Raw genomic sequence first — 20847 nt, forward strand, 5'->3', positions numbered from 1 at the left:
TGAGTAGAACGTAAGGAAGAACTATGTATGTGTTGTTAATGAAAGAAAAAGAGAGTGTGTTGCGAAATGTAACGAATATAACGCAACTTTACCGCGGGGAAAATCTAAATTTAGTATGTAAGTGAAATGGAATGAGGGGGATATATTTTTTGTTATGAAAAAAATTTTCTTTTTAAAACTTGATTAATGAAAAAATATTTTATATACTAATTCATGTAAACGGTTTACTAGATCGTATTTTGCTAGAAACGAAGGGAAGATTCGCATGGAAACAAGGGGGAGAGTAATCGGGATTGATATCGGTACCACAAGTACAAAAACGGTTGTATTTACAGAAAAAGGAAAAGTCGTTGCATCACATGCAGTTGATTATCCAATTATTCAACCGAATGTCGGATGGGCTGAGCAAGATCCTGATGTAATATGTGCTGCTGTATATAAAACTGTAAGCGTTGCCATCCGGAAGGGTAACGTGTTACCAGAGGATATTTCTTCAATCGGTATTAGTACAGCAATGCACGCATTAATTGCAGTAGATAAAAACGGTGCACCATTAACGCGTTCTATCATTTGGGCAGATAATCGAAGTACGAAACAGTCAGAAAAATTATTACAACATATGAATGGTCATGAAATTTATAGACGAACGGGTACACCAATTCATCCGATGTCGCCACTTTCTAAATTATTGTGGATGAAAGAGGAAGAGCCAGAATTATATGCGAGCGCATATAAATTTATTTCCATTAAAGAGTATGTTATGTATCAATTGTTTTCACGTTACGTAGTGGATTATTCAATAGCATCAGCTACTGGGTTATTTAATTTAGAAACATTAAACTGGGATGAAGATGTTTTAACGTTGTTACGTATGTCACCAGAACAATTATCAACACCAGTGCCAACTACATATATTTTGTCGGGTATGAAACCGGAATTAGCACAAAAGATGGGTATTCGTGAAGATACGCCAGTTGTTATTGGTGCAAGTGATGGTGTTCTTGCGAATGTGGGCGTTGGGGCAATATCGCCTGGCTCAGCTGCAATTACAATTGGTACAAGTGGTGCGGTTCGAACAATTTCATCAAGTGTTAATACAGATGAAAAAGGAAGAACGTTTTGTTATGCATTAACAGACGAGCACTGGGTGATCGGCGGACCAACGAATAACGGCGGAATATTACTGAGATGGTTACGTGATGAATTTGGTAGCCCAGAGCAAGAAGTAGCAAAAAAACTTGGCATTGATCCGTATGATTTATTAATTAAGTATGCGGAAAGTGTACCAGCTGGAGCGGGTGGATTGCTATTTTTACCGTTTTTATCTGGAGAGCGTGCACCGTACTGGAATGCAAATGCTCGTGGTACATTCTTTGGAATAAACCTTCAGCATAAACGAGAACATTTTATACGTGCAGTCATGGAAGGTGTTTGTATGAGCGTATATTCTGTTGCACTCGCAATCAGGGATTGTACAGGGCCACTTACTGAAATACGCGTTTCAGGAGGTTTTGCGAAATCTGCATTTTGGAGACAAATGTTATCCGATATGATGGGAAAAGAATTGCTTGTTCCTGAAAGTCATGAAGCATCTGCGCTTGGGGCAGCGGCAGTTGCTTTATATGCTGTAGGAAAAATTGATTCTCTTGAAGAGGTAAAGGATTGGATTGATATTGTTCATCATCATGTACCGAATAAAGAAAATACGGCTATATATTTAGAAATGTTTTATATGTATGAACGACTTTACAATCGCTTGAAAGAAGAATTTGATTGTATAGCTGCTTTCCAACGTAAACAATAGGGGGATTGGGAGAAATGGTAGTTGGAATCGTACTAGCGGCAGTTGTCATACTACTTTTACTTATTACAGTAGTAAAATGGCATCCGTTTGTCGCGTTAATTTTAACAGCAATTGGTGTAGGACTTGCAATGGGAATGCCATTGATTGGAACTTCACCAAAAGATCCAGGGATTATCGATTCTATTAAACTAGGGCTTGGTAATACGTTAGGGTTTTTAGCGATAGTTTTAGCATTAGGAACGATGCTAGGAAAAATGATGGCCGAATCTGGCGGTGCTGAACGAATTGCTACCACATTAATAGATCGTTTTGGGAAGAAACGTGTTCACTGGGCGATGATGTTCGTTGCATTTTTAGTAGGGATTCCAGTATTTTTCCAAGTTGGATTTGTACTACTAATTCCATTAGTATTTACAATTGCGTTAGAAACAGGGGTATCACTTATTACAATCGGTATTCCACTAGTAGCAGGTTTATCTGTTGTACACGGACTCGTTCCGCCACATCCAGCAGCGATGGCAGCAGTAGGTATTTTTAAAGCAGATGTAGGGAAGACAATTTTATATGCTTTAATCGTCGGACTTCCAACTGCAATCATTTCAGGTCCGCTTTACGGGAAATGGATTGGTGCTCGTATACATAAAGAAGTACCATTAGATATAGCGGAGCAATTTATTGAAAGAGATAAGAAGAAGGAGCTTCCTAGTTTCGGAAATACATTGTTTACAATTTTACTTCCAGTATTTCTAATGCTAGGTGCATCAATTGCGGAAGTAGCACTAAACAAAACAAGTCAACTTGCACAAGTATTGCACTTCATTGGAGATCCAATCGTCGCGTTATTAATTGCAACGATATACTCTTTCTTTAGTCTTGGTTATGCAAAAGGTTTCTCAAAGGATAAAGTATTACAATTTACAAACGATTGCCTTGGGCCTATTGCGAACATACTGTTAGTTATCGGTGCAGGCGGCGCATTTAATAAAGTATTATTAGATTCTGGAATTGGAACGACAATCGCAGAAATGGCGAAAGAATCTCATATTTCACCGATATTATTAGGCTGGGGAATTGCGGCACTTATCCGAATCGCAACTGGATCGGCAACGGTTTCTATGATGACAGCAGCTGGTATTGTTGCGCCGATTGCAGCAAGTACACCAGGTGTAAATGTTGAACTACTAGCACTTGCAACAGGTGCAGGGTCATTAATTTTATCACATGTAAATGATTCTGGATTTTGGATGATTAAAGAATATTTCGGAATGACTGTGAAAGAAACATTATTAACATGGACTGCAATGGAGACGATATTATCTGTTGTAGCACTTGGACTCATTTCATTATTAAATATATTTGTATAGAATGGGAGATTGATTAATATGAAACTAGGTTTAATTGGATTAGGAAAAATGGGATTCCCATTAGCAGAACATTTATATGAAGACAAGCATGAAGTAGTGGTATATGACGTTAATAAAGAGCTTGTTGAAAAGGCAGGGGCAATAGGGATTACCGCTCGTCATACATTAAAAGAAATGATTGCTGAACTAGAAGCTCCTCGTACAATTTGGGTAATGGTACCTGCGGGAGAAGTTGTTGAATCGGTACTAAAAGATGTATATCCATTATTAGAGGAAGGCGATATCGTTATTGAAGGCGGGAATTCATTCTATAAAGATACGTTACGCCGTGCTGAAGAAGCGAAAAGTTTTGGTTTACATTACGTAGATATCGGTACATCAGGCGGTGTAGAGGGAGCTAGATACGGTGCTTGCTTAATGGTTGGTGGAGAAAAAGAAATTTATGATCAATTAGAACCTTTATTTAAAGATTTAGCAGTAGAGAATGGGTATTCTTATGCAGGCCGCGTCGGAAGTGGTCATTTCTTAAAAATGGTTCATAACGGTATTGAATACGGAATGATGCAAGCAATCGCTGAAGGCTTTGAAGTGTTAGATAAAAGTGATTTTGATTTCAATTATGAAGATGTTGCTAAAGTATGGGCAAACGGATCGGTTATCCGCGGTTGGTTAATGGACTTAACTGAAAAGGCATTTGCAGATGATCCTAAACTGGATGGCATTAAAGGTGTGATGAACTCTTCAGGAGAAGGGAAATGGACTGTGGAAACGGCACTTGAACTTCAAGCGGCAGCACCGGTAATCGCAATGTCATTATTTATGCGCTACCGTTCTCAAGAAGATGATACATTCCACGGAAAAGTAGTTTCAGCTCTTCGTAATCAGTTCGGTGGACATGAAGTTGTGAAAAAATAAGGTTGTTTTTAAAAAGAAACTTGTGCATAGGCGCAAGTTTCTTTTTTTATAGTTTAAGAAATTTCTAATTTAAAAATACCAATCAATCATTGTTTATTTGTACTGATTGTATCAAATATATAGTGAAGCATGAAAGATGTTCCAACATAAAAATAAGAATAAATAAAATGAAAATTTCATAAATAGTAAAAGGATGATTATGTCATCAGTGTAGCTATGAAGTGGTGTTACATATGAAAAGAGCGTGTTAATAAAATATGAGGTGGTTAAATGGGAAATGAGCAAGTGAAGAATGCAGGGGAAGAAAAAAAGTTATGTCTTTGTATGATTGTTAAAAACGAGTCTAGAATTATGGAAAGATGTTTAAATGCTACAAAATCAATTGTAGATTTTGTTTCTATTTGTGATACGGGATCAACTGATAATACACCTGAAATTATTGAAAATTGGTGTGAAGAAAATGAAATCCCTGGAACAGTTCATCATGAACCATTTCAAAATTTTGGCTATAACAGAAGTTTAGCAGTTTCATTAGCACAAAAAACATATCCAGAAGCAGATTATTTATTAATATTAGATGCAGATATGATATTAGAAGTTGATCCCGAGTTTGATAAGACTAGTTTAACGGAAGACCACTATCTTACAATGCAATATGATATTCATATTAAGTATTGGCTTACACGCCTTTTGAAAGCTTCTTTACCATGGAAATCTGTCGGTGTTACTCATGAGTATTGGGATATAGATCGTTCCAAAGTTGGTGCGAATTACAATACGAGGGTAGCTAGGTTAGAGACGCTTGTCGTTAACGATCCTGGGGATGGTGGTAGTAAAGCTGATAAATTTGAGAGAGATGAGCGGTTGTTGTTACAAGGATTGAGTGATCCAGAAACAACGCCAGATTTGCATATAAGATATTTATTTTACTTAGCCCAAACTTATTTTCATTTAAGTCAATTTGAAGATTCGATTAAATGGTACAAAAAAAGAGTGGAAGCAGGTGGATGGGTTGAAGAGGTGTTCTATTCGTTATTGCGAATAGGATTTTGTTATGAACAATTAGCAAACCGTTCAGCAAATAAACAATATGAGGTAACAGAAGTGGATGAAAAAGAAAATGCTAAGGCGCAAGAAGAGCAATATACAGCATTAGCTATTCTTTATTTTCAAAAAGCGTGGGAATATAGACCAACTCGGGCTGAGCCATTATACCAACTTGCAAGAATGTATCGATTAAAATCTCAAAATAATATTGCTTTGATGTATGCGTTGCAAGGGAAGGAAATTCCTTTTCCGAAAAATGATCTGCTATTTGTAGATTATCATGTGTATGATTACTTATTTGACTATGAGATTTCTATAAGTGCTTTTTATATACCGCATAAAAAACATTTAGGTGCAGTATCACAAAAATATTTGGAATCGAGAAAAGAAGAGCTACCGTTGCATATAGCAAATATGGTAGAAAGTAATGCGAAATTTTATTAAATACATTGTCGGTTAAAGGAGTAGTGGAGTAATCATGGAATTAATACGATGGGCGCTAGAACTAGGGGAATCCGTGCATGGAAATACGTATGAAGAATTGATGCCACTACTAGATTATTATTATGATCGTGATCATTTAAAAGCGTATTGTATCGCAAATCTCCTTATAGACATGGACGTAGCAGAAGAGCATCGGCAAAAAATCGAATTAAGAAGGTGCATTGCTGCTTATTATGCTGGAATGTATAAAGTAGCAAAAAAACATGCAAGTGAGCTTTTAATTAAATATCCGGATGTGGATTTATATAAAAATAATTTAAGACTAATGGAAGCTTATTTGAATAAAGAATATGATTATTGTCTTTTTATATGCCCAAAGACGTATGGTAGTTTTATAGATGTTGCGCGAGCTTTGAAATGGCGATTGGAGCAGGAGGGAAATACAGCAATTATTTCAGAAACAATACTAGAAAATGTGAAAAATACAATTGTTTTTGGAGCGCATACGTACGCACATAATCCGAATCTACTACCAAAAAATGCAATTGTTTATAATTTAGAACAGCTATATGAAGGAAGTCCTTATGCGCATCCTCTTTATTTAATGTTATTAAAAGATAAGGAAATTTGGGATTATAGTAAACAAAATATAGAATGGTTAAAACAAAAAGGAGTAGGAAAAGAAATAAAACATGTGGAAATGAACTATGCCCCAACTCTAGAAATAAAAAAAGATGCATTTGATGAAGAGTTAACTGAAGACATTGATATACTGTTTATAGGTGCTCTTAACCCAAGGCGACAAGCTATTTTTAATCAATTAAAAGTAGTTGCCCCGAATTTAAATATTGTTTTTAAAAATAATGCGTGGGGAATTGTTAGAAATGAGTTGATTGCTAGGTCTAAAATTATACTAAATATTCATTTTTACTTATCGGGTATTCTTGAAACTCCTCGAGTTTCTTATGCAGTGGCAAATAAGAAATTTATTATCTCTGAAAATAGTAATCCTGAGGACGAGATAGAGTGGCCAGGAATAGTGTTTACTCCGTATGAAAAAATAATAGAAAACGTTATGAAATATATAGAATTACCAGAAGAACGTATTAAATTAGCAGAAAAAGCGTATAACCATTTTGAAGCAAAAAGAAGCATAGACATACTGAGCGATAAAGCGGAAGAAAAGTAATTGTGAAGAACTCCTACTTTCGTATGAGTTCTTTTTTTCGTCTATCATACTATTTTATTAAGCTAGTTCCCTCTTTATATTGTGTTTTGTATAGAAATTTCTGATAATATATAAGTATAACTGAAAAACAAAGGAGAGAAATAATTATGAAACTAGTCGTTATTAACGGTACGCCAAGAAAATTCGGTAGAACTCGTGTGGTGGCAAAATATATTGCTGATCAATTTGAAGGGGAGTTATACGATTTATCAGTAGAGGAACTGCCTTTATATAACGGGGAAGAATCACAACGTGAATTAGAAGCGGTAAAAAAATTAAAGGCATTAGTGAAAACTGCAGACGGTGTAGTACTATGTACACCTGAATATCATAATGCAATGAGTGGAGCGTTGAAAAATTCGTTAGATTACTTAAGCAGTAGTGAATTTGTTCATAAACCTGTCGCATTACTTGCAGTTGCTGGAGGCGGTAAAGGTGGCATTAACGCATTAAACAGTATGCGTATTGTTGCTAGAGGGGTGTACGCAAATGCAATCCCAAAACAAGTTGTGCTTGATGGACTTCATGTACAAGACGGTGAACTGGGAGAAGATGCAAAACCGTTAATTCATGATCTAGTTAAAGAATTAAAAGCATATATGAGCGTATATAAAGAGGTGAAAAAACAACTAGGAGTGGAGTGATATGCCATCTCTGTATAAAGATTCACGCTTGTATTTCATTCTAGGGGCCAATAGTCTATCAGCTATTGGTTCCGGCATTGTTATGGTAACGATTCCGTGGTTGTTAATTAAAGAGAATGGAGGAGAGACAACGTTTGGTTATCTATCCATCATCGCAACTCTTATTATGTTTTTATTAACACCGTTTATCGGGCAGAGTATTGATCGTTTTTCAAGAAAATCTTTATTATTATGTAATGAAGGTATTGGGATAGTCGTTATTGGAATGATGGCTATATGGGGATTTACTGGGCAACCTTATCATTCTATTCACTATATTCTAATATATATAGCAGGGTCATTTTACTATTTATTATTTTATCCTACAATATTTGCGTTTAACCAAGAGATATTTCAAGCAGAACATTATAAAAATTTAAGTGGAACAATGGAAATACAAGGACAGTTAACTCAAGTTATTTCAGGAGCGGCTGCTAGCTTCCTTATTGAAATCATTTCTTTAAAATGGATCTTGTTAGTAGATATGTTAACTTTTGCAGGAGCATTTTTCCTTTTCTTATGTATACCGTACGTAAAGAAAAAGGAAGTAAAAAGAAAAGTAACATTTAAGAAGCAATTGTTCGAAGGGATTCACTTTATGCAAAAGCGTCCGAAGTTCTTTTGGTTTTTACTGGCGACTTATATGCCGTTTATCGGTGTCATGATGGCAAATTATTTAATCCCGGTATATATTTCAGATCTATTAAAAGCCAGTGCCTCTGTATACGCAATAGAAGGTATGATGTACGGTGTCGGAGCAGTTCTTGCGGGAATAAGTATTCCAATTATGATGAAATATGTAAAGACAGAAGTTTCAATCGTCATGACGATGCTCATATATGTAATTTCAATTACCGTAATGATTATTGAACCTTCCGTAATGTTGTTATATGGACTTGCAATTTTTCATGCAATTGGAAATGCGGGTACAAGAGTGGCGAGAAATGTATTAATGATGGAGGAAATTCCAAACGAAGTAATGGGACGTGTAGACAGCTTATTTCGATTAATCGGTACAGGAATACGAATTGTATTATTAATGCTGTTTACAGCTGGTGTATCTAAAGCTGGGGTAATGCTCCCGTTTTACGTACTTAGCTGTATATTGATTCTATCATTAGGAATTGCTCTTTATTATGTATATTCACAACGTAAAGTAGGGACGAACGTTTCTAATAAATCAATTGTTTAAAAAAAACTTCTGCCTTCCAAGCTTTTTCTATCATGCCTTTCGAGAGAACTTCCACCTCTAAACGTAAGTGAAGATGGGGGTCCTCTCGAAAGAAATATTTTATTTTCAAGAAAAACAGAAACGTACGTTCTCTTTTTGATATAATATCCTTAACAAGGAGGTGAATAAAATGACAAAGGAAAATCCATCAAACTATAAAACTCTTCAAATCTGGATTAAAAAAGGGCATCGTATGTATTCTTATTTTCAAGAATGTTGTCATAACGCTAAGAATATGTACAACACCACAAACTTTTATATACGCCAGGTGTACACTGGATTAACACAAGAAAAAGAGTTGCAGCCTTTGCAAAAAGAAGTTCTGGATAATATTCATAAAAATATTGGTAAGATGAATGACACACAACTTCTTGCCTATCAGAAGAAATTGGAAAAAGAGAAATTAAAACCTAAAGAAGAACAGAAAGAGATTAAATGTAATTTGTTTTCAGAACCTAATTTTGAAAACCCTTATGTAGATTACAACTTTCTAGATGCACTATTTAAGGCTATGATTCAAAATGATTATCGAGCTTTGCCTACGCAATGTAGCCAGTCAATCATGAAAGGTTTGTTCCAAAATTGGAAATCTTTTTTTGCTAGTTTAAAAGACTATAAAAAGAATCCAAACAAATATGCTGGAATGCCTAGGATTCCAAAGTATATTCGTTCTTCTGAAAAAGAGATTCTGTATACAAACCAAGATTGCATCATTAAAAACAGTAGATTTTTAAAGTTTCCAAAGACGAAATTGCAATTAAATATTGGGAAACTAGGTTTCACTGAAGGTAAACTGAAACAAGTTCGTGTGATTCCAAAATACAATGAATATGTAGTGGAATTGGTGATTGATGTTCCTTCTGAACAACAAATTATTGAAGAGAATGCTCGTTATATGAGTATTGATTTAGGGATTGATAACCTTGCAACCATCGTAACAAACACAGGTATGAAACCTGTCCTTGTTAAGGGCAAACATGTCAAAAGCATAAATCAATATTACAATAAAATGAAGATTCATTTTACAAGCATTCTTAGAAATGGAAAACAAACTAATGAAGGACCTTTTACTTCTAAAAGGATAGAAAAACTTCATCAAAAACGTTACTTGAAAATAAAAGACGTCTTCCATAAAGTTAGTCACCATATCGTGAAACTAGCTCAAGAAGAAGAAGTTTGTAAAATCGTTATTGGTCAAAACAAAAGTTGGAAACAAGAAACGAATATGGGAAAAAGAAATAACCAATCGTTTTGTCATATCCCGCATAATTTACTGATTCAAATGATTACATACAAAGCAAATGCTGTAGGCATTCAAGTTGTTGTAACTGAAGAATCATATACATCGAAAGCAAGTTTTCTGGATAACGACTTCATTCCAACGTTTGGAGAAAATGACCAAAATACAACTTTTTCAGGAAAACGAATAGAGCGCGGCATATATCGTTCAGCAAATAAAACTTTAATTAATGCAGATGTAAATGCTGCGGCTAACATTTTACGAAAAGTAATCCCAAATGCATGGACAAATGGGATAGAGGGGTTAGGCGTGAAACAGCTCGCTAATGTGTTAACTCCCCTGACGTTAATCGTCCGTTAGGTTGAAACGTTAGAAACCCCCACTTCAAGCTTTGCTAAGTGGGGGAGTGTTCATATAATAAAAAGAAAGGGAGTGCAAACGTATATATGAACAAATGGATATTACTTATAATCTTATTATTACCTCTACTATACATCCTTTATATGACGTTTCGAATGAAGAAAGTTGCTCGTGAAAAATTAAGTAATCACTCTCCGTACGTGCTTATTTTAGGCGCAAAGTTATTTGGAGAAAGACCGTCTTTATCTCTTCAAAACCGTTTGGATGTAGCGTTGGAATATTTATATTCCCATCCTGAAGCGAAAGTAATTGTTTCAGGTGGTCAAGGAGAAGATGAAGATATACCGGAAGCTCAAAGTATGAGAAACTATTTAATGGTACATGGTATAGATGAGAGTCGTATTTTAATGGAAGATCAATCTACAAATACGTATGAGAATTTAAAGTATAGTATGGATTTATATGATGTGAAACATGCGGTAGTTGTAAGTAATACGTATCATTTATATAGAACGAAAATAATTGCAAAGCGTTTAGGCATGAAGATGGAGGCACTAGCTGCTGAAACACCAATGCGCTCTAAGAAAAAAATGTATGTACGTGAATATGCTGCAATAATGAAAACGATATTGTTCGACCGTTAGAGCTCAAATTTGAGCTCTTTTTTAATTATAAAGCGTATCATTTGAAATGAATGCCGTATTCCATCAAAATAAAGGAAACAACATTAAAGGAGTTGTATTTGTGATTCAATTTAATCATGTGTCAAAAGCGTATGAAGATGGCATGAAAGCAGTGGATTCATTGCATTTAGAAATTAAAAAGGGAGAATTTTTTGTTCTCATTGGTCCGAGTGGTTGCGGGAAAACAACGACAATGAAAATGATTAACCGTTTAATTGAAACGACTGAAGGATCTATTTTAATCGATGGAAAAGATATTCAACAATATAATATTAATGAATTGCGTTGGAATATAGGATACGTATTGCAGCAAATCGCTTTGTTTCCGCATATGACAATTGCAGAAAATATTGCAGTTGTTCCCGAAATGAGAAAATGGAGCAAAGAAAAAATAAAAGCTCGTGTCGATGAGTTGCTACAGATGGTCGGGCTAGACCCAGACGTATATCGCGATCGTATGCCTGATGAATTGTCAGGAGGGCAAAAGCAGCGCGTTGGTGTCGTAAGAGCATTAGCCGCAAACCCGAAAATCGTTCTGATGGATGAACCGTTTAGTGCGTTAGATCCATTAAGTAGGGAACAGCTTCAGAAGGATATCGTACAATTGCAAAAGAAGATTCAAAAAACAATTGTATTCGTAACACATGATATGCAAGAAGCATTATCACTTGGAGATCGTATTTGTATTATGAAAGAAGGAAAAGTAGTTCAATTAGATACACCAGAAGGTATTATACATAATCCGAAAAATGAGTTTGTAGAAGAGTTCATTGGAAATCGTGGACAACCTTGGTATGAGGGGAAAAGTATAGAAGATGTATTGCCACTTGATGAAAGTATACGGGTAGAAGGGGATGCATTATCATTGTATTCTTCTTTACAAGAAGCATTAGTTCGTGTACGAGCTGACGAAGTCGTTCCAGTTGAAGAAAATGGTCAATATGTTGGAGCTTTAACAAGTCGTCATATTGTTAATTACATTGTTGAACAAATGAAGGAAAGAGGCTAAACAGTGACTGATTTTATACAAACGTTCCAAGAGCGAAAAATAGAATTACTAACTGCATTAAGTGAGCATTTACAAATATCGCTTATTTCACTATTTTTTGCAGTAATTATTGCGGTGCCACTTGGCATTTTATTAACGAGAAAACAACGAATGGCTGAATTTATAATAGGAACTTCTGCGGTTATGCAGACAGTGCCATCACTTGCATTACTCGGACTTTTAATTCCGTTAGTAGGAATTGGAAAACTCCCAGCCATTATTGCATTAGTTGTGTATGCACTATTACCTATTTTACGAAACACATATACAGGAATAAGGGAGTTAGATGAATCTTTAATCGAAGCAGCGAGAGCTATGGGGATGAATAGCTGGAGAAGACTGTGGAAGGTAGAGCTTCCTCTTGCATTACCAATTATTATGGCCGGTATTCGTACGGCGATGGTATTAATTGTTGGAACAGCTACATTAGCAGCTCTTATAGGTGCTGGTGGGCTCGGAAAACTCATATTACTTGGTATCGATCGAAATGATCATGCGCTTATCATTTTAGGGGCCGTACCAGCCGCGTTACTCGCTTTATTCTTTGATGTAGTACTTCGAGTGCTTGAGAGTCCAAAACGCTCTTCTAAGCGTATTATATTGACGATATGTATTACTTGTATAATGATTGCTTCTCCCTTTCTTTGGAACACACAAAAGAAAGATATTGTTATTGCCGGAAAACTTGGATCAGAACCTGAAATTTTAATTCAAATGTATAAGCAGCTTATTGAACAGGATACCGATTTACACGTAGAATTAAAACCAGGTCTTGGAAAAACAGCATTTGTATTTGAAGCATTGAAATCAGGAGAAGTAGATATATACCCTGAGTTTTCGGGAACAGCTTTATCTACTTTTGTGAAAGAAGAGCCAAAAAGCACAAATCGGGATGAAGTATATGAGCAGGCTCGCATTGGAATGGAAAAGAAATATAATATGGTTATGTTGAAGCCGATGGAGTATAACAATACATATGCACTAGCTATGCCGAAAAAAATAGCAGATCAAAATAATATAAATACAATTTCTGATTTAGGAAAAATGGCACAGGATGCTAAAGTAGGATTCACATTAGAATTTGCTGATCGTGAAGACGGTTATAAAGGAATGCAAAAATTATATAGCTATAAGTTTTTAAATGTGAAAACGATGGAACCGAAACTACGTTATAGTGCAATTCAATCAGGGGATGTTAACGTAATCGATGCATATTCAACTGATAGTGAACTTGAGCAGTATGGACTGAAAGTGCTAAAAGATGATAAAGGGTTATTCCCACCGTACCAAGGTGCACCATTATTAAGAAAAGAGACGTTACAGAAATATCCTGAACTTGAAAAAGTATTAAATACATTATCTGGGAAGATTACAGATGAAGAAATGCGAAAAATGAATTATGAAGTAAATGTGAATGGAAAAAGTAGTGAAGAAGTTGCGAAACAATTTTTACAAAAAGAGAATTTACTTCGTTAATTTTACAAGAAATATACAAATTTATATGTATGAAATGACCGTTCATTACAAAATGAACGGTTTTTTTGTGCATACTTATACATTTTTTCAAAAAAGTATTCCATTTTTCTTCATTTTCTTTTAGAATAAGTAATGTTTTCCTGAAAAAATATAAGAGAAACGTCTATTAGAGAAAAAGGTGACTTTAATAGTTGAACGAACATAACACCTAGAATGACAGATGGGGTGGTACAAATAGAAAAGAAGTTAGGGTTTTTTCCATTAATTGCATTAGTAGTCGGAACGATGGTTGGTGGCGGTGTTTTTAGTTTACCGCATGATTTAGCAGTAGGAGCAAATAGCGGCTCTATAATAATTGGTTGGTGTATTACAGCGATGGGAATGATTCCACTCGCGCTCGTATATCAAACGTTAGCAAGACAAAAACCGGAGCTTGAGGGCGGAATTTATAGTTATGCACGTGCTGGTTTCGGAGAATATATCGGATTTAACAGTGCTTGGGGATATTGGCTAGCAGGAATTTTAGGAAACGTTGCAACAATCATGTTACTGTTTAGTACATTAGGTTATTTCTTCCCCATTTTTAAAGGTGGAAATAATGTTGCGTCTATCGTTGGTGCATCACTTTTATTATGGACACTTCATTTTCTAATTTTATTTGGAATTCGTGAAGCATCTATTATGAATGTTATTGCAACGATAGGGAAATTAGTTCCAATCGTATTATTTATTGTTGTAATGGTAACAGCGTTTCGCTGGGATACATTTACACATGATTTTTGGGGAGAAGGAACTATATCAGTTTCCTCTATACTTGGTCAGGTGAAAAATACAATGCTTGTAACTCTTTGGGTTTTCATTGGGGTTGAAGGAGCGGTTGTATTATCTGGTAGAGCGAAAAATAGCCGAGATGTTGGTAAAGCGACAGTACTTGGACTTATTTTAGTAATGTCTATTTATATTTTAATTTCTGTCTTGTCTATGGGAGCGATGACAAGAGGAGAGCTTTCCGTGTTAGAAACCCCGTCAATGGGACATGTATTAGAACATGTTGTTGGGACATGGGGCGCCGTTGCGATTAACATTGGGTTAGTTGCTTCACTTGTAGGTACATTAATAGGCTGGTTTTTACTTGTTTCTGAAATTTCCCACGTAGCAGGAAAAGATGGCGTGTTTCCGAAAGTCTTTACGAAAACAAATAAAAAACAAACGCCACATATGGCATTATGGATCTCAAATGGCGTTGCCCAAATTATATTTATAATCGTTCTGTTTTCAGAATCAACATATCAAATTATGTATTTTATTGCTTCAACATCAATTTTAGTACCATATTTATTATCAGCGTTATTCCAATTTAAATTAGTTATTACAAACGAACTAAAAGATGCAAAAGTAAAAAACGGTTCGTTAGCTTTAATTGCTTCTACTTATTCTGTATGGCTTCTATATGCAGCAGGTTTGAAAAATTTATTACTTGTTTCAATCGTGTATGGAATTGGGATTATTGTTTACATGTATGCAAGAAAAGAAAAAGGAAATCGTTGTTTTAAAGGTATTGAGAGATATGTAATGTGGGCAATTGTTATCGCAGCTATCACATCACTTTATATGTTATTAACTGGAAATATAAAAATGTAAAAGTCCTTTTAAATAAAGGGCTTTTTTCTTTGTCTAGAGAATATTTAATACATAAGATATTCAGGAGGGATGAAAATGGAAGAAAAAGAACAGTTAACCAGAATTGTTGATTTAGCGAGTGAAGTAAGGAAAGTATTAGTGCAAGAATCCTTTTTTAATCATCATCCTGAACTACGAGGAGTGATTGAAAATTTAGCGAGTGCTGTAGAGAATTTGGCGGAATTACAGCAAAATACAGATGAAAACGCTGAAGATCGATTACGATATGTACTTGCTAAAATGAAAATTGCTCATAATGCCATTTTACAAGAGAAAAAAGCATTTCCATCTCATTAATATACGTTTTAATTTTGAACCTGGCGGATAACGTCAGGTTTTTTGTTTCTAGTTTTTCGTTTCTTTCATACACTAAGAATAGTATGAAAAAAAGAAGGTGACGAAGGTGAGATTACATAAAGCTCTTCAGCCAAGTTTTATAAAAAGAATGTACTATATGAGGTTTATCGGAAAGTTTACAAAAGCAGAGAGAGAGAAGAATGGAGAGAACTTCTTTGTACAATGCCTATCGCCAATACCATTCACGTTACAAGAGCAATTAAAAAATGAACCATACGTATTTGAAGGTTTATGTAGCAATAAAAAGAATGAAAAAGTCTTTTCGGAATTAAAGAAAAGAAAATTAGAAAAGCAATTGGTTATGTTTCGTCTCTATTATGAAAGAGGACATATATACGTGGAGTTAATTTGTGCAGAAGAACCACGAGAAATGGCCAATGGCTATAAAATGATTCCAGTACCTAAAGTTTCCGAATACAAAAAAGGAGAGTCTTTAGAAAGAAAACTTGGAAATGGCTATTTGTCATTTCTAATGCCAAAATATCCGAAAGACTTTGAGCCTCCCGAATTATTGTGGCACGATGGAAGGTTATATGGAAATATATCTTTAAAGTCATCATCAATTAGTTCAATCGCATATTTTGAACAGCAGCGGGAATGTAAGTATATAGACTTAAATGACTGGATGAAGTATGTGGAAATAGCGGTAGAAGATCAATTGTATTTTGTAAGCAATCACATGTATGAGCAATTAAAAAAACGAATGACTGAAGAAGGTAAGCATGTAGAAGTAGAGGAAATAAAAGTGCACAAGGATGAATGGGAATGGGATGAGCGTGAATCCGTCTTTTTACAGTATGTAAAAAGTTTTGTACGTAATAAAGGGCTATATTTGGATGAAACGGACATTTATAATTTCCATATAAGTGCGAAAACAAATATGTTGACGATTCTAGGTGGTATACCAGGCGCTGGGAAATCCCGATTTGTGCAAGCTTATGCAGAAGCACTTGGATTACAGTATGGGGAAGAATTGGTTTGGATTCCGATTTCACCATCGTATCAAGAACCACATGATTTACTTGGTTACCTTCACCCAAATGGTACTTTTATTGAAAGTGAAACAAAATTAGTTAGGGCGTTAATGAAGGCAAAAGAAAATCAAAATCAACTATATATAATCGTTTTTGATGAAATGAATATGTCACATATTGAGCATTGGTTTACTCCATTTCTATCTGTTCTTCAACTTGAAAAGCAAAACCGTATTCTAAATTTGTATGAAGGTGTACAAGAAAAAGAAAATCCAATTCCATCAACAATTGAAATTGGTGAAAATATTATATTTGTAGGTACAGTAAATTTTGATGAAACAACGAAAGAACTCTCAGATCGATTATTAGATCGGACGAATTTAATAACGTTACAAAAGATTCCGTTTTGTGAGATGTGTATGGAACAAGAGAAAATTGTATTACAACCACCTCTGAAAGTAACTGCAGGAGAATTTCGTATAAGCTGGGTCAGGAATAAAGCGATGATTGAGGTGTTTTCTGAAGAAGAGTTAGAACTATTAGATAAGTTACATGTTGTATTGTCATCACATGATATGTCAAAGGGAATTTCATTTCGATGTGCAAACGCAATCGCTACTTACTTGCAAAATATACCGTTCCAAAATAATCATTCCTATATGATCAGTAGAGAAGAGGGATTTGATTTACAAATCAAGCAACGTGTATTGACGAAAATAAGAGGTACTGAAATGATGGTTGGGTCTTTACTTTCTGAAGACGTAAAAAGGGGGGCGACATTACTACCTCTTTTGCAATCGCCACTTGCAAACAGAGTATCTACATTTGAACACTCTTTAGCATATATAAGAGAAAAGCGTAGAGAACTGGAGCTGTATGGCTATGCAAAATGAAAGGCGATATGAAACAGAAATCGTTGATACGAAAGAAACACTCCCTTTTGTATTAAAGTTAATCATTGGAACTGAGGCAAAGGGGGAATATATTTTATTAAATCGTCTTTGTACATCTACTACAGCATTAGTTCAATGTATTTATAAAGTACAAGAATTAAAACCAATTAGATTGCATTACCATTATGAAAGTCCAATGAATATTACTTTTATATGGAATAAAGTATATGAGGGACAGAAAAATATAAAAGAGTCAAAATATGAAATAAATGAAAAAAAACAAAAGGTATTAATATATGAACATGGAAAAACGGAATTCTTTTATCCATGGCGTTGTGGATTATATCATTTTGAAGTGAATATAGAAGATAGAACGTATTATGGCGCATTTCAAATCGTTCCCAAAAATTTTTTTGATGATCAATTTGAAATGATTCAAAACTATGTAAAGTCAATTTTGAATGAGTTGATTTTAGATAGAGGTTATTATAAAAAGACTTTCTCTGCACTTAGTGATATTGAAGATTCTTCTTATTTAGTGTTACTTAGAAAGTTGCCGCAAAAAATGAAAAAGATAAAGCAAATTTTTAAGAAAATAGAATCGAGTTCAAAATTTATACATGAATATAAATGGGAAGAAAAAGAGCGGAAAGCAACGAGAAAAGGAGCCATAGTGGCGGAAAGAAAACCGTATGCAAAATATTATAATCGTAAGTTTATAGAACAAAAAAATAGTAAGGAAAATGCATTTCTTAAATTTAAAGCGATGCAATTTTATTTCTATTTACTTGAAGCTGAAAGTTTTTTGCGCCAAACAATTGAAATATTAGAAAGAGCAAAAAGGAAGAAATCAGAAGAATTTCAAGCTGTAAAAACGATTATACAAACAATTGAGCGTAATGGATCAGTGACCGATAGAGAGAAACAAAAATATAAAAATATTCATTTACTAAAAGAGGCGGATTTGCGAAAAAGCTCTATGAAGATACAAGAATATAAAATATTAGCGCACTTTGTACATGAAAGTGTACAATACTTTCAAACTTTAATGCATTCTCCATTTTGGAGAGAAGTTTCCGAAACAGGTAACATGTACTCACATAATTTACCGATACCACATCAACAACTACTACAGCATTTAGATGTACTTCCACAATATACAGAACAATCTCCATCTTTATTATTTGTTTATAAACCAACATTTTTAGTGTATGAATATTACGCTTTTTTTATCGTTATTTCCATGTTAGAGCAAATTGGTTTTGAGGCTAGAAATTCCATTCGTGAACAAATTCAAGAACATTTTTATGTAGATGGATTACAGGATGGAACGACAGTAGTTTTACACCGAGATGATATTAGAGTACATGTCGCATTTAATGATTTAATTGAAACTCATCCCCTTATTGCATTAAGTAAAGGGAGTAATTTTTATAATGGAGAAGATACGAAGAAGCCAGACATTCGCTTAGACTGTTATGTAAAGGAAGAAGGAAAATACGTATATCAATCTTCTATTATTATTGAAGTGAAGTATAGCCCAATGTACAACATTTTTCAGCACGTTGGAAATACGAAGGCAACTGAGCAAATGTATAAGTACTGGTCTATAAAATATGTAGAAGAACAGGATGGAAAGAGAGTCTATTATCGAAGGGCCATTTATGAAGTTATTTGTGTATATCCAGGAAGTCATATGCATAGTAAAAAAATTGAGTCTGGATGTGGTGTGTTCTTGCAATTATATCCATATAAAACGAAACAAGGGGAAGAGAAATTAGCCGGAAAACATGGAATGGTACAAATTTTTGAGAAGTGGTTAAAAAGCATGAAGAAGTAAAAAAATCCTTTTTTATAAAGGATTTTTTTAGATTAAGAAGAAATATATGCTGTATGGAAGACAGCTTTATACGATTTGAATTTGAAAGTAATATAAATATATTGTTAGAAGAACGGTACATGAGGGATAAAAGACGATTAAGATGGAATTTAATTCGTTTTGCAGAATATAATAAGTCATAAATATTTTTAGTTGCATACGAAGATTTGTTCTTATATGATAGATAGTGAAAGCGTTATCAAAAACAGAGCGACGATGGGAAAGGCGGGTAAATATGTTCCAGCGTGTTCAAACAAAAGAAGAACATTTTTGGTTCGAGCAACTATGGGGAGATTTTTGTGAAGAAAGAAACTTAATGTTCGTAGAACGTAATTTAAATCCATCACGATTTTTATTAATAGAAGATGAACATCATATTGGTACAGTAGAATGTATTAAGTATACGGAACCAGAGCAATCGAATTCTGAGTTTTTCTATCCGTTTTCTAAAAATGAATTAGTGAAAGATTTAAAAAATGTGTATGAAATAGGCAAGTTGAGTATTGCGAAAACGTCTCGTGGGAGAGGACACTTCAAAAGACTAACAGCTATTTTATTTATGCATGCATTAGAAACGAAAGCAGAATGGTATATTGCAGCAGTGACAAAAAGAATGTATATGTATTTATTAACACTCGGTTTCCCAATTGAACCGGTAGATAAGCCATTTCAGTTTCATGATACTTTACAAGGTGTACCAGTGCGAATTCATGCCCGAAAAGGGGCTACGCATTTGTATTCTTTAAAAGAATTTCGAGATGTGATTCAAGGGAATGCTCATGCACAGGCATTAATCGCAGAATACAGTAAGAATATTATGTTAACAAAATAAAGAGAAATGAATATATATAATAAAGAGAATACTATTTTAATATGAAGTCATTCTTCATGAAAAAAGACCCTTATTATTTTAATAAGGGTCTAAAAATTATAATCCAAATATACTAAAAATCATTTTGCGGCGCTTCGGCTTCTTTTCTCGTTCATATGTTGGTTTTGAATCGGGAGTAATATATATTGGTTCTTCTTTCTTGAGGGAAGCTTCTAGCTTTTGAATTCGCTCTAACATTTCCTCCATTTCACGGCGATGTTGTAAAAGTTGGTACGTAACAACATCATTTGCCTTATCTTGCATTTGTTCTTCCATTCGATCTAGCCTTCTCGTAATAGTGTTTAATTGAGCTGCTAATTGCTCAAATTCATGTGATGATTTGTTTTGAACGATTGTATTTACTTGAGTTTTTAATTCTTCAACATCATTTGATGATGTTTTTTGAGTAGGGTGAGAGTTTTGAGACTGCTCTATTTGTGAAAGATGGAATTCTAACATTTGATCTAAATCTTCTTGTGTGAAAATAAAGTGACCATATTTATTTTTTTCTATCGTAAGATTTAATTGTTGTGCAATCCGGACAACAGCCTTTGGGCTAACACCTAATTTTTTTGCGATAAATGGTGTTTTATATTCCAAAATAATCCCTCCTATATATATCCTGTTGAATGATTTCGATCTATGAAGGAAGTTCCCTTCTAGTGTGACA

At 34.5% G+C, this 20847-nt stretch carries 17 protein-coding genes; 16 read left to right on the top strand and 1 reads right to left on the bottom strand.

All coding sequences use genetic code 11. The annotated features are described in order from the left end of the window. Nucleotides 1–265: 265 nt before the first annotated feature. The 16 genes from gntK to ACSG5Z_RS03795 all read left to right on the top strand — a co-directional run bounded on the left by gntK (nt 266) and on the right by ACSG5Z_RS03795 (nt 20138). Nucleotides 266–1804: a gluconokinase gene (gene gntK / locus ACSG5Z_RS03720; protein ID WP_435710697.1), complete on the top strand. Its 1539-nt coding sequence runs from the start codon at nt 266–268 to the stop codon at nt 1802–1804. A 14-nt stretch (nt 1805–1818) separates the two neighbouring features. Beyond that, nucleotides 1819–3168, top strand: a complete 1350-nt coding sequence (locus ACSG5Z_RS03725) for a GntP family permease (protein WP_141547252.1) — start codon at nt 1819–1821, stop codon at nt 3166–3168. A gap of 18 nt (nt 3169–3186) precedes the next feature. Beyond that, nucleotides 3187–4083: a phosphogluconate dehydrogenase (NAD(+)-dependent, decarboxylating) gene (gene gnd, locus ACSG5Z_RS03730; protein WP_060488646.1), complete on the top strand. Its 897-nt coding sequence runs from the start codon at nt 3187–3189 to the stop codon at nt 4081–4083. A 270-nt stretch (nt 4084–4353) separates the two neighbouring features. Next, the gene (locus tag ACSG5Z_RS03735; protein WP_087982498.1) at nt 4354–5574 is read left to right on the top strand and encodes a tetratricopeptide repeat-containing glycosyltransferase; all 1221 of its coding nucleotides are present in this window, start codon (nt 4354–4356) and stop codon (nt 5572–5574) included. A gap of 34 nt (nt 5575–5608) precedes the next feature. Further along, nucleotides 5609–6763 carry a CgeB family protein gene (locus ACSG5Z_RS03740; protein ID WP_088063266.1) on the top strand — a complete coding sequence of 385 codons (1155 nt, stop codon included), beginning with the start codon at nt 5609–5611 and terminating at the stop codon, nt 6761–6763. 146 nt (nt 6764–6909) lie between these two features. Further along, on the top strand, nt 6910–7446 hold the full coding sequence (locus tag ACSG5Z_RS03745; RefSeq protein WP_000780362.1) for an NADPH-dependent FMN reductase: 537 nt from the start codon (nt 6910–6912) through the stop codon (nt 7444–7446). Between the two features lies 1 nt (nt 7447). Then, the gene (locus ACSG5Z_RS03750) at nt 7448–8677 is read left to right on the top strand and encodes an MFS transporter (RefSeq protein WP_435710698.1); all 1230 of its coding nucleotides are present in this window, start codon (nt 7448–7450) and stop codon (nt 8675–8677) included. Nucleotides 8678–8846: 169 nt separating this feature from the next. Next, the gene (locus tag ACSG5Z_RS03755) at nt 8847–10316 is read left to right on the top strand and encodes an RNA-guided endonuclease InsQ/TnpB family protein (RefSeq protein WP_435710699.1); all 1470 of its coding nucleotides are present in this window, start codon (nt 8847–8849) and stop codon (nt 10314–10316) included. An 86-nt stretch (nt 10317–10402) separates the two neighbouring features. Further along, on the top strand, nt 10403–10960 hold the full coding sequence (locus ACSG5Z_RS03760; RefSeq protein WP_435710700.1) for a YdcF family protein: 558 nt from the start codon (nt 10403–10405) through the stop codon (nt 10958–10960). A gap of 100 nt (nt 10961–11060) precedes the next feature. After that, nucleotides 11061–12008, top strand: coding sequence for an ABC transporter ATP-binding protein (locus ACSG5Z_RS03765; protein WP_435710701.1), 948 nt, complete (start codon nt 11061–11063; stop codon nt 12006–12008). 3 nt (nt 12009–12011) lie between these two features. Then, the gene (locus ACSG5Z_RS03770) at nt 12012–13523 is read left to right on the top strand and encodes an ABC transporter permease/substrate-binding protein (protein WP_435710702.1); all 1512 of its coding nucleotides are present in this window, start codon (nt 12012–12014) and stop codon (nt 13521–13523) included. Between the two features lie 213 nt (nt 13524–13736). Further along, nucleotides 13737–15164, top strand: a complete 1428-nt coding sequence (locus tag ACSG5Z_RS03775; protein WP_000129474.1) for a basic amino acid/polyamine antiporter — start codon at nt 13737–13739, stop codon at nt 15162–15164. 75 nt (nt 15165–15239) lie between these two features. Then, nucleotides 15240–15500: a hypothetical protein gene (locus ACSG5Z_RS03780; RefSeq protein ID WP_000391452.1), complete on the top strand. Its 261-nt coding sequence runs from the start codon at nt 15240–15242 to the stop codon at nt 15498–15500. A 106-nt stretch (nt 15501–15606) separates the two neighbouring features. Next, nucleotides 15607–17427 (top strand): DUF8727 domain-containing protein, encoded by a 1821-nt coding sequence (locus ACSG5Z_RS03785; RefSeq protein WP_001236571.1) that lies wholly within the window; start codon nt 15607–15609, stop codon nt 17425–17427. Beyond that, nucleotides 17417–19267, top strand: a complete 1851-nt coding sequence (locus ACSG5Z_RS03790) for a hypothetical protein (protein ID WP_435710703.1) — start codon at nt 17417–17419, stop codon at nt 19265–19267. Before ACSG5Z_RS03785 ends, ACSG5Z_RS03790 begins: the two co-directional genes overlap by 11 nt. Before the next feature lie 274 nt (nt 19268–19541). Then, nucleotides 19542–20138 carry a hypothetical protein gene (locus ACSG5Z_RS03795; protein ID WP_435710704.1) on the top strand — a complete coding sequence of 199 codons (597 nt, stop codon included), beginning with the start codon at nt 19542–19544 and terminating at the stop codon, nt 20136–20138. A gap of 96 nt (nt 20139–20234) precedes the next feature. Here ACSG5Z_RS03795 and racA read toward each other — a convergent pair whose 3' ends face one another. Beyond that, a complete protein-coding gene (gene racA / locus ACSG5Z_RS03800; protein WP_088063272.1) occupies nt 20235–20777 on the bottom strand; it encodes a chromosome-anchoring protein RacA in 543 nt (180 codons plus the stop codon). Between the last annotated feature and the right edge of the window lie 70 nt (nt 20778–20847).

This window comes from Bacillus pretiosus (genome assembly GCF_051294775.1).
GTDB classification, from domain to species: Bacteria; Bacillota; Bacilli; order Bacillales; family Bacillaceae_G; genus Bacillus_A; species Bacillus_A wiedmannii.

What these genes read in the sequence shown, in the direction of transcription:
- ACSG5Z_RS03760 (WP_435710700.1), top strand. Translation starts at nt 10,403, where the DNA reads ATGAACAAATGGATATTACTTATAATCTTATTATTACCTCTACTATAC.
- ACSG5Z_RS03725 (WP_141547252.1), top strand. Translation starts at nt 1,819, where the DNA reads ATGGTAGTTGGAATCGTACTAGCGGCAGTTGTCATACTACTTTTACTT.
- ACSG5Z_RS03735 (WP_087982498.1), top strand. Translation starts at nt 4,354, where the DNA reads ATGGGAAATGAGCAAGTGAAGAATGCAGGGGAAGAAAAAAAGTTATGT.
- ACSG5Z_RS03745 (WP_000780362.1), top strand. Translation starts at nt 6,910, where the DNA reads ATGAAACTAGTCGTTATTAACGGTACGCCAAGAAAATTCGGTAGAACT.
- ACSG5Z_RS03755 (WP_435710699.1), top strand. Translation starts at nt 8,847, where the DNA reads ATGACAAAGGAAAATCCATCAAACTATAAAACTCTTCAAATCTGGATT.
- ACSG5Z_RS03750 (WP_435710698.1), top strand. Translation starts at nt 7,448, where the DNA reads ATGCCATCTCTGTATAAAGATTCACGCTTGTATTTCATTCTAGGGGCC.
- ACSG5Z_RS03780 (WP_000391452.1), top strand. Translation starts at nt 15,240, where the DNA reads ATGGAAGAAAAAGAACAGTTAACCAGAATTGTTGATTTAGCGAGTGAA.
- ACSG5Z_RS03775 (WP_000129474.1), top strand. Translation starts at nt 13,737, where the DNA reads ATGACAGATGGGGTGGTACAAATAGAAAAGAAGTTAGGGTTTTTTCCA.
- ACSG5Z_RS03740 (WP_088063266.1), top strand. Translation starts at nt 5,609, where the DNA reads ATGGAATTAATACGATGGGCGCTAGAACTAGGGGAATCCGTGCATGGA.
- gntK (WP_435710697.1), top strand. Translation starts at nt 266, where the DNA reads ATGGAAACAAGGGGGAGAGTAATCGGGATTGATATCGGTACCACAAGT.
- ACSG5Z_RS03795 (WP_435710704.1), top strand. Translation starts at nt 19,542, where the DNA reads ATGTTCCAGCGTGTTCAAACAAAAGAAGAACATTTTTGGTTCGAGCAA.
- gnd (WP_060488646.1), top strand. Translation starts at nt 3,187, where the DNA reads ATGAAACTAGGTTTAATTGGATTAGGAAAAATGGGATTCCCATTAGCA.
- ACSG5Z_RS03790 (WP_435710703.1), top strand. Translation starts at nt 17,417, where the DNA reads ATGCAAAATGAAAGGCGATATGAAACAGAAATCGTTGATACGAAAGAA.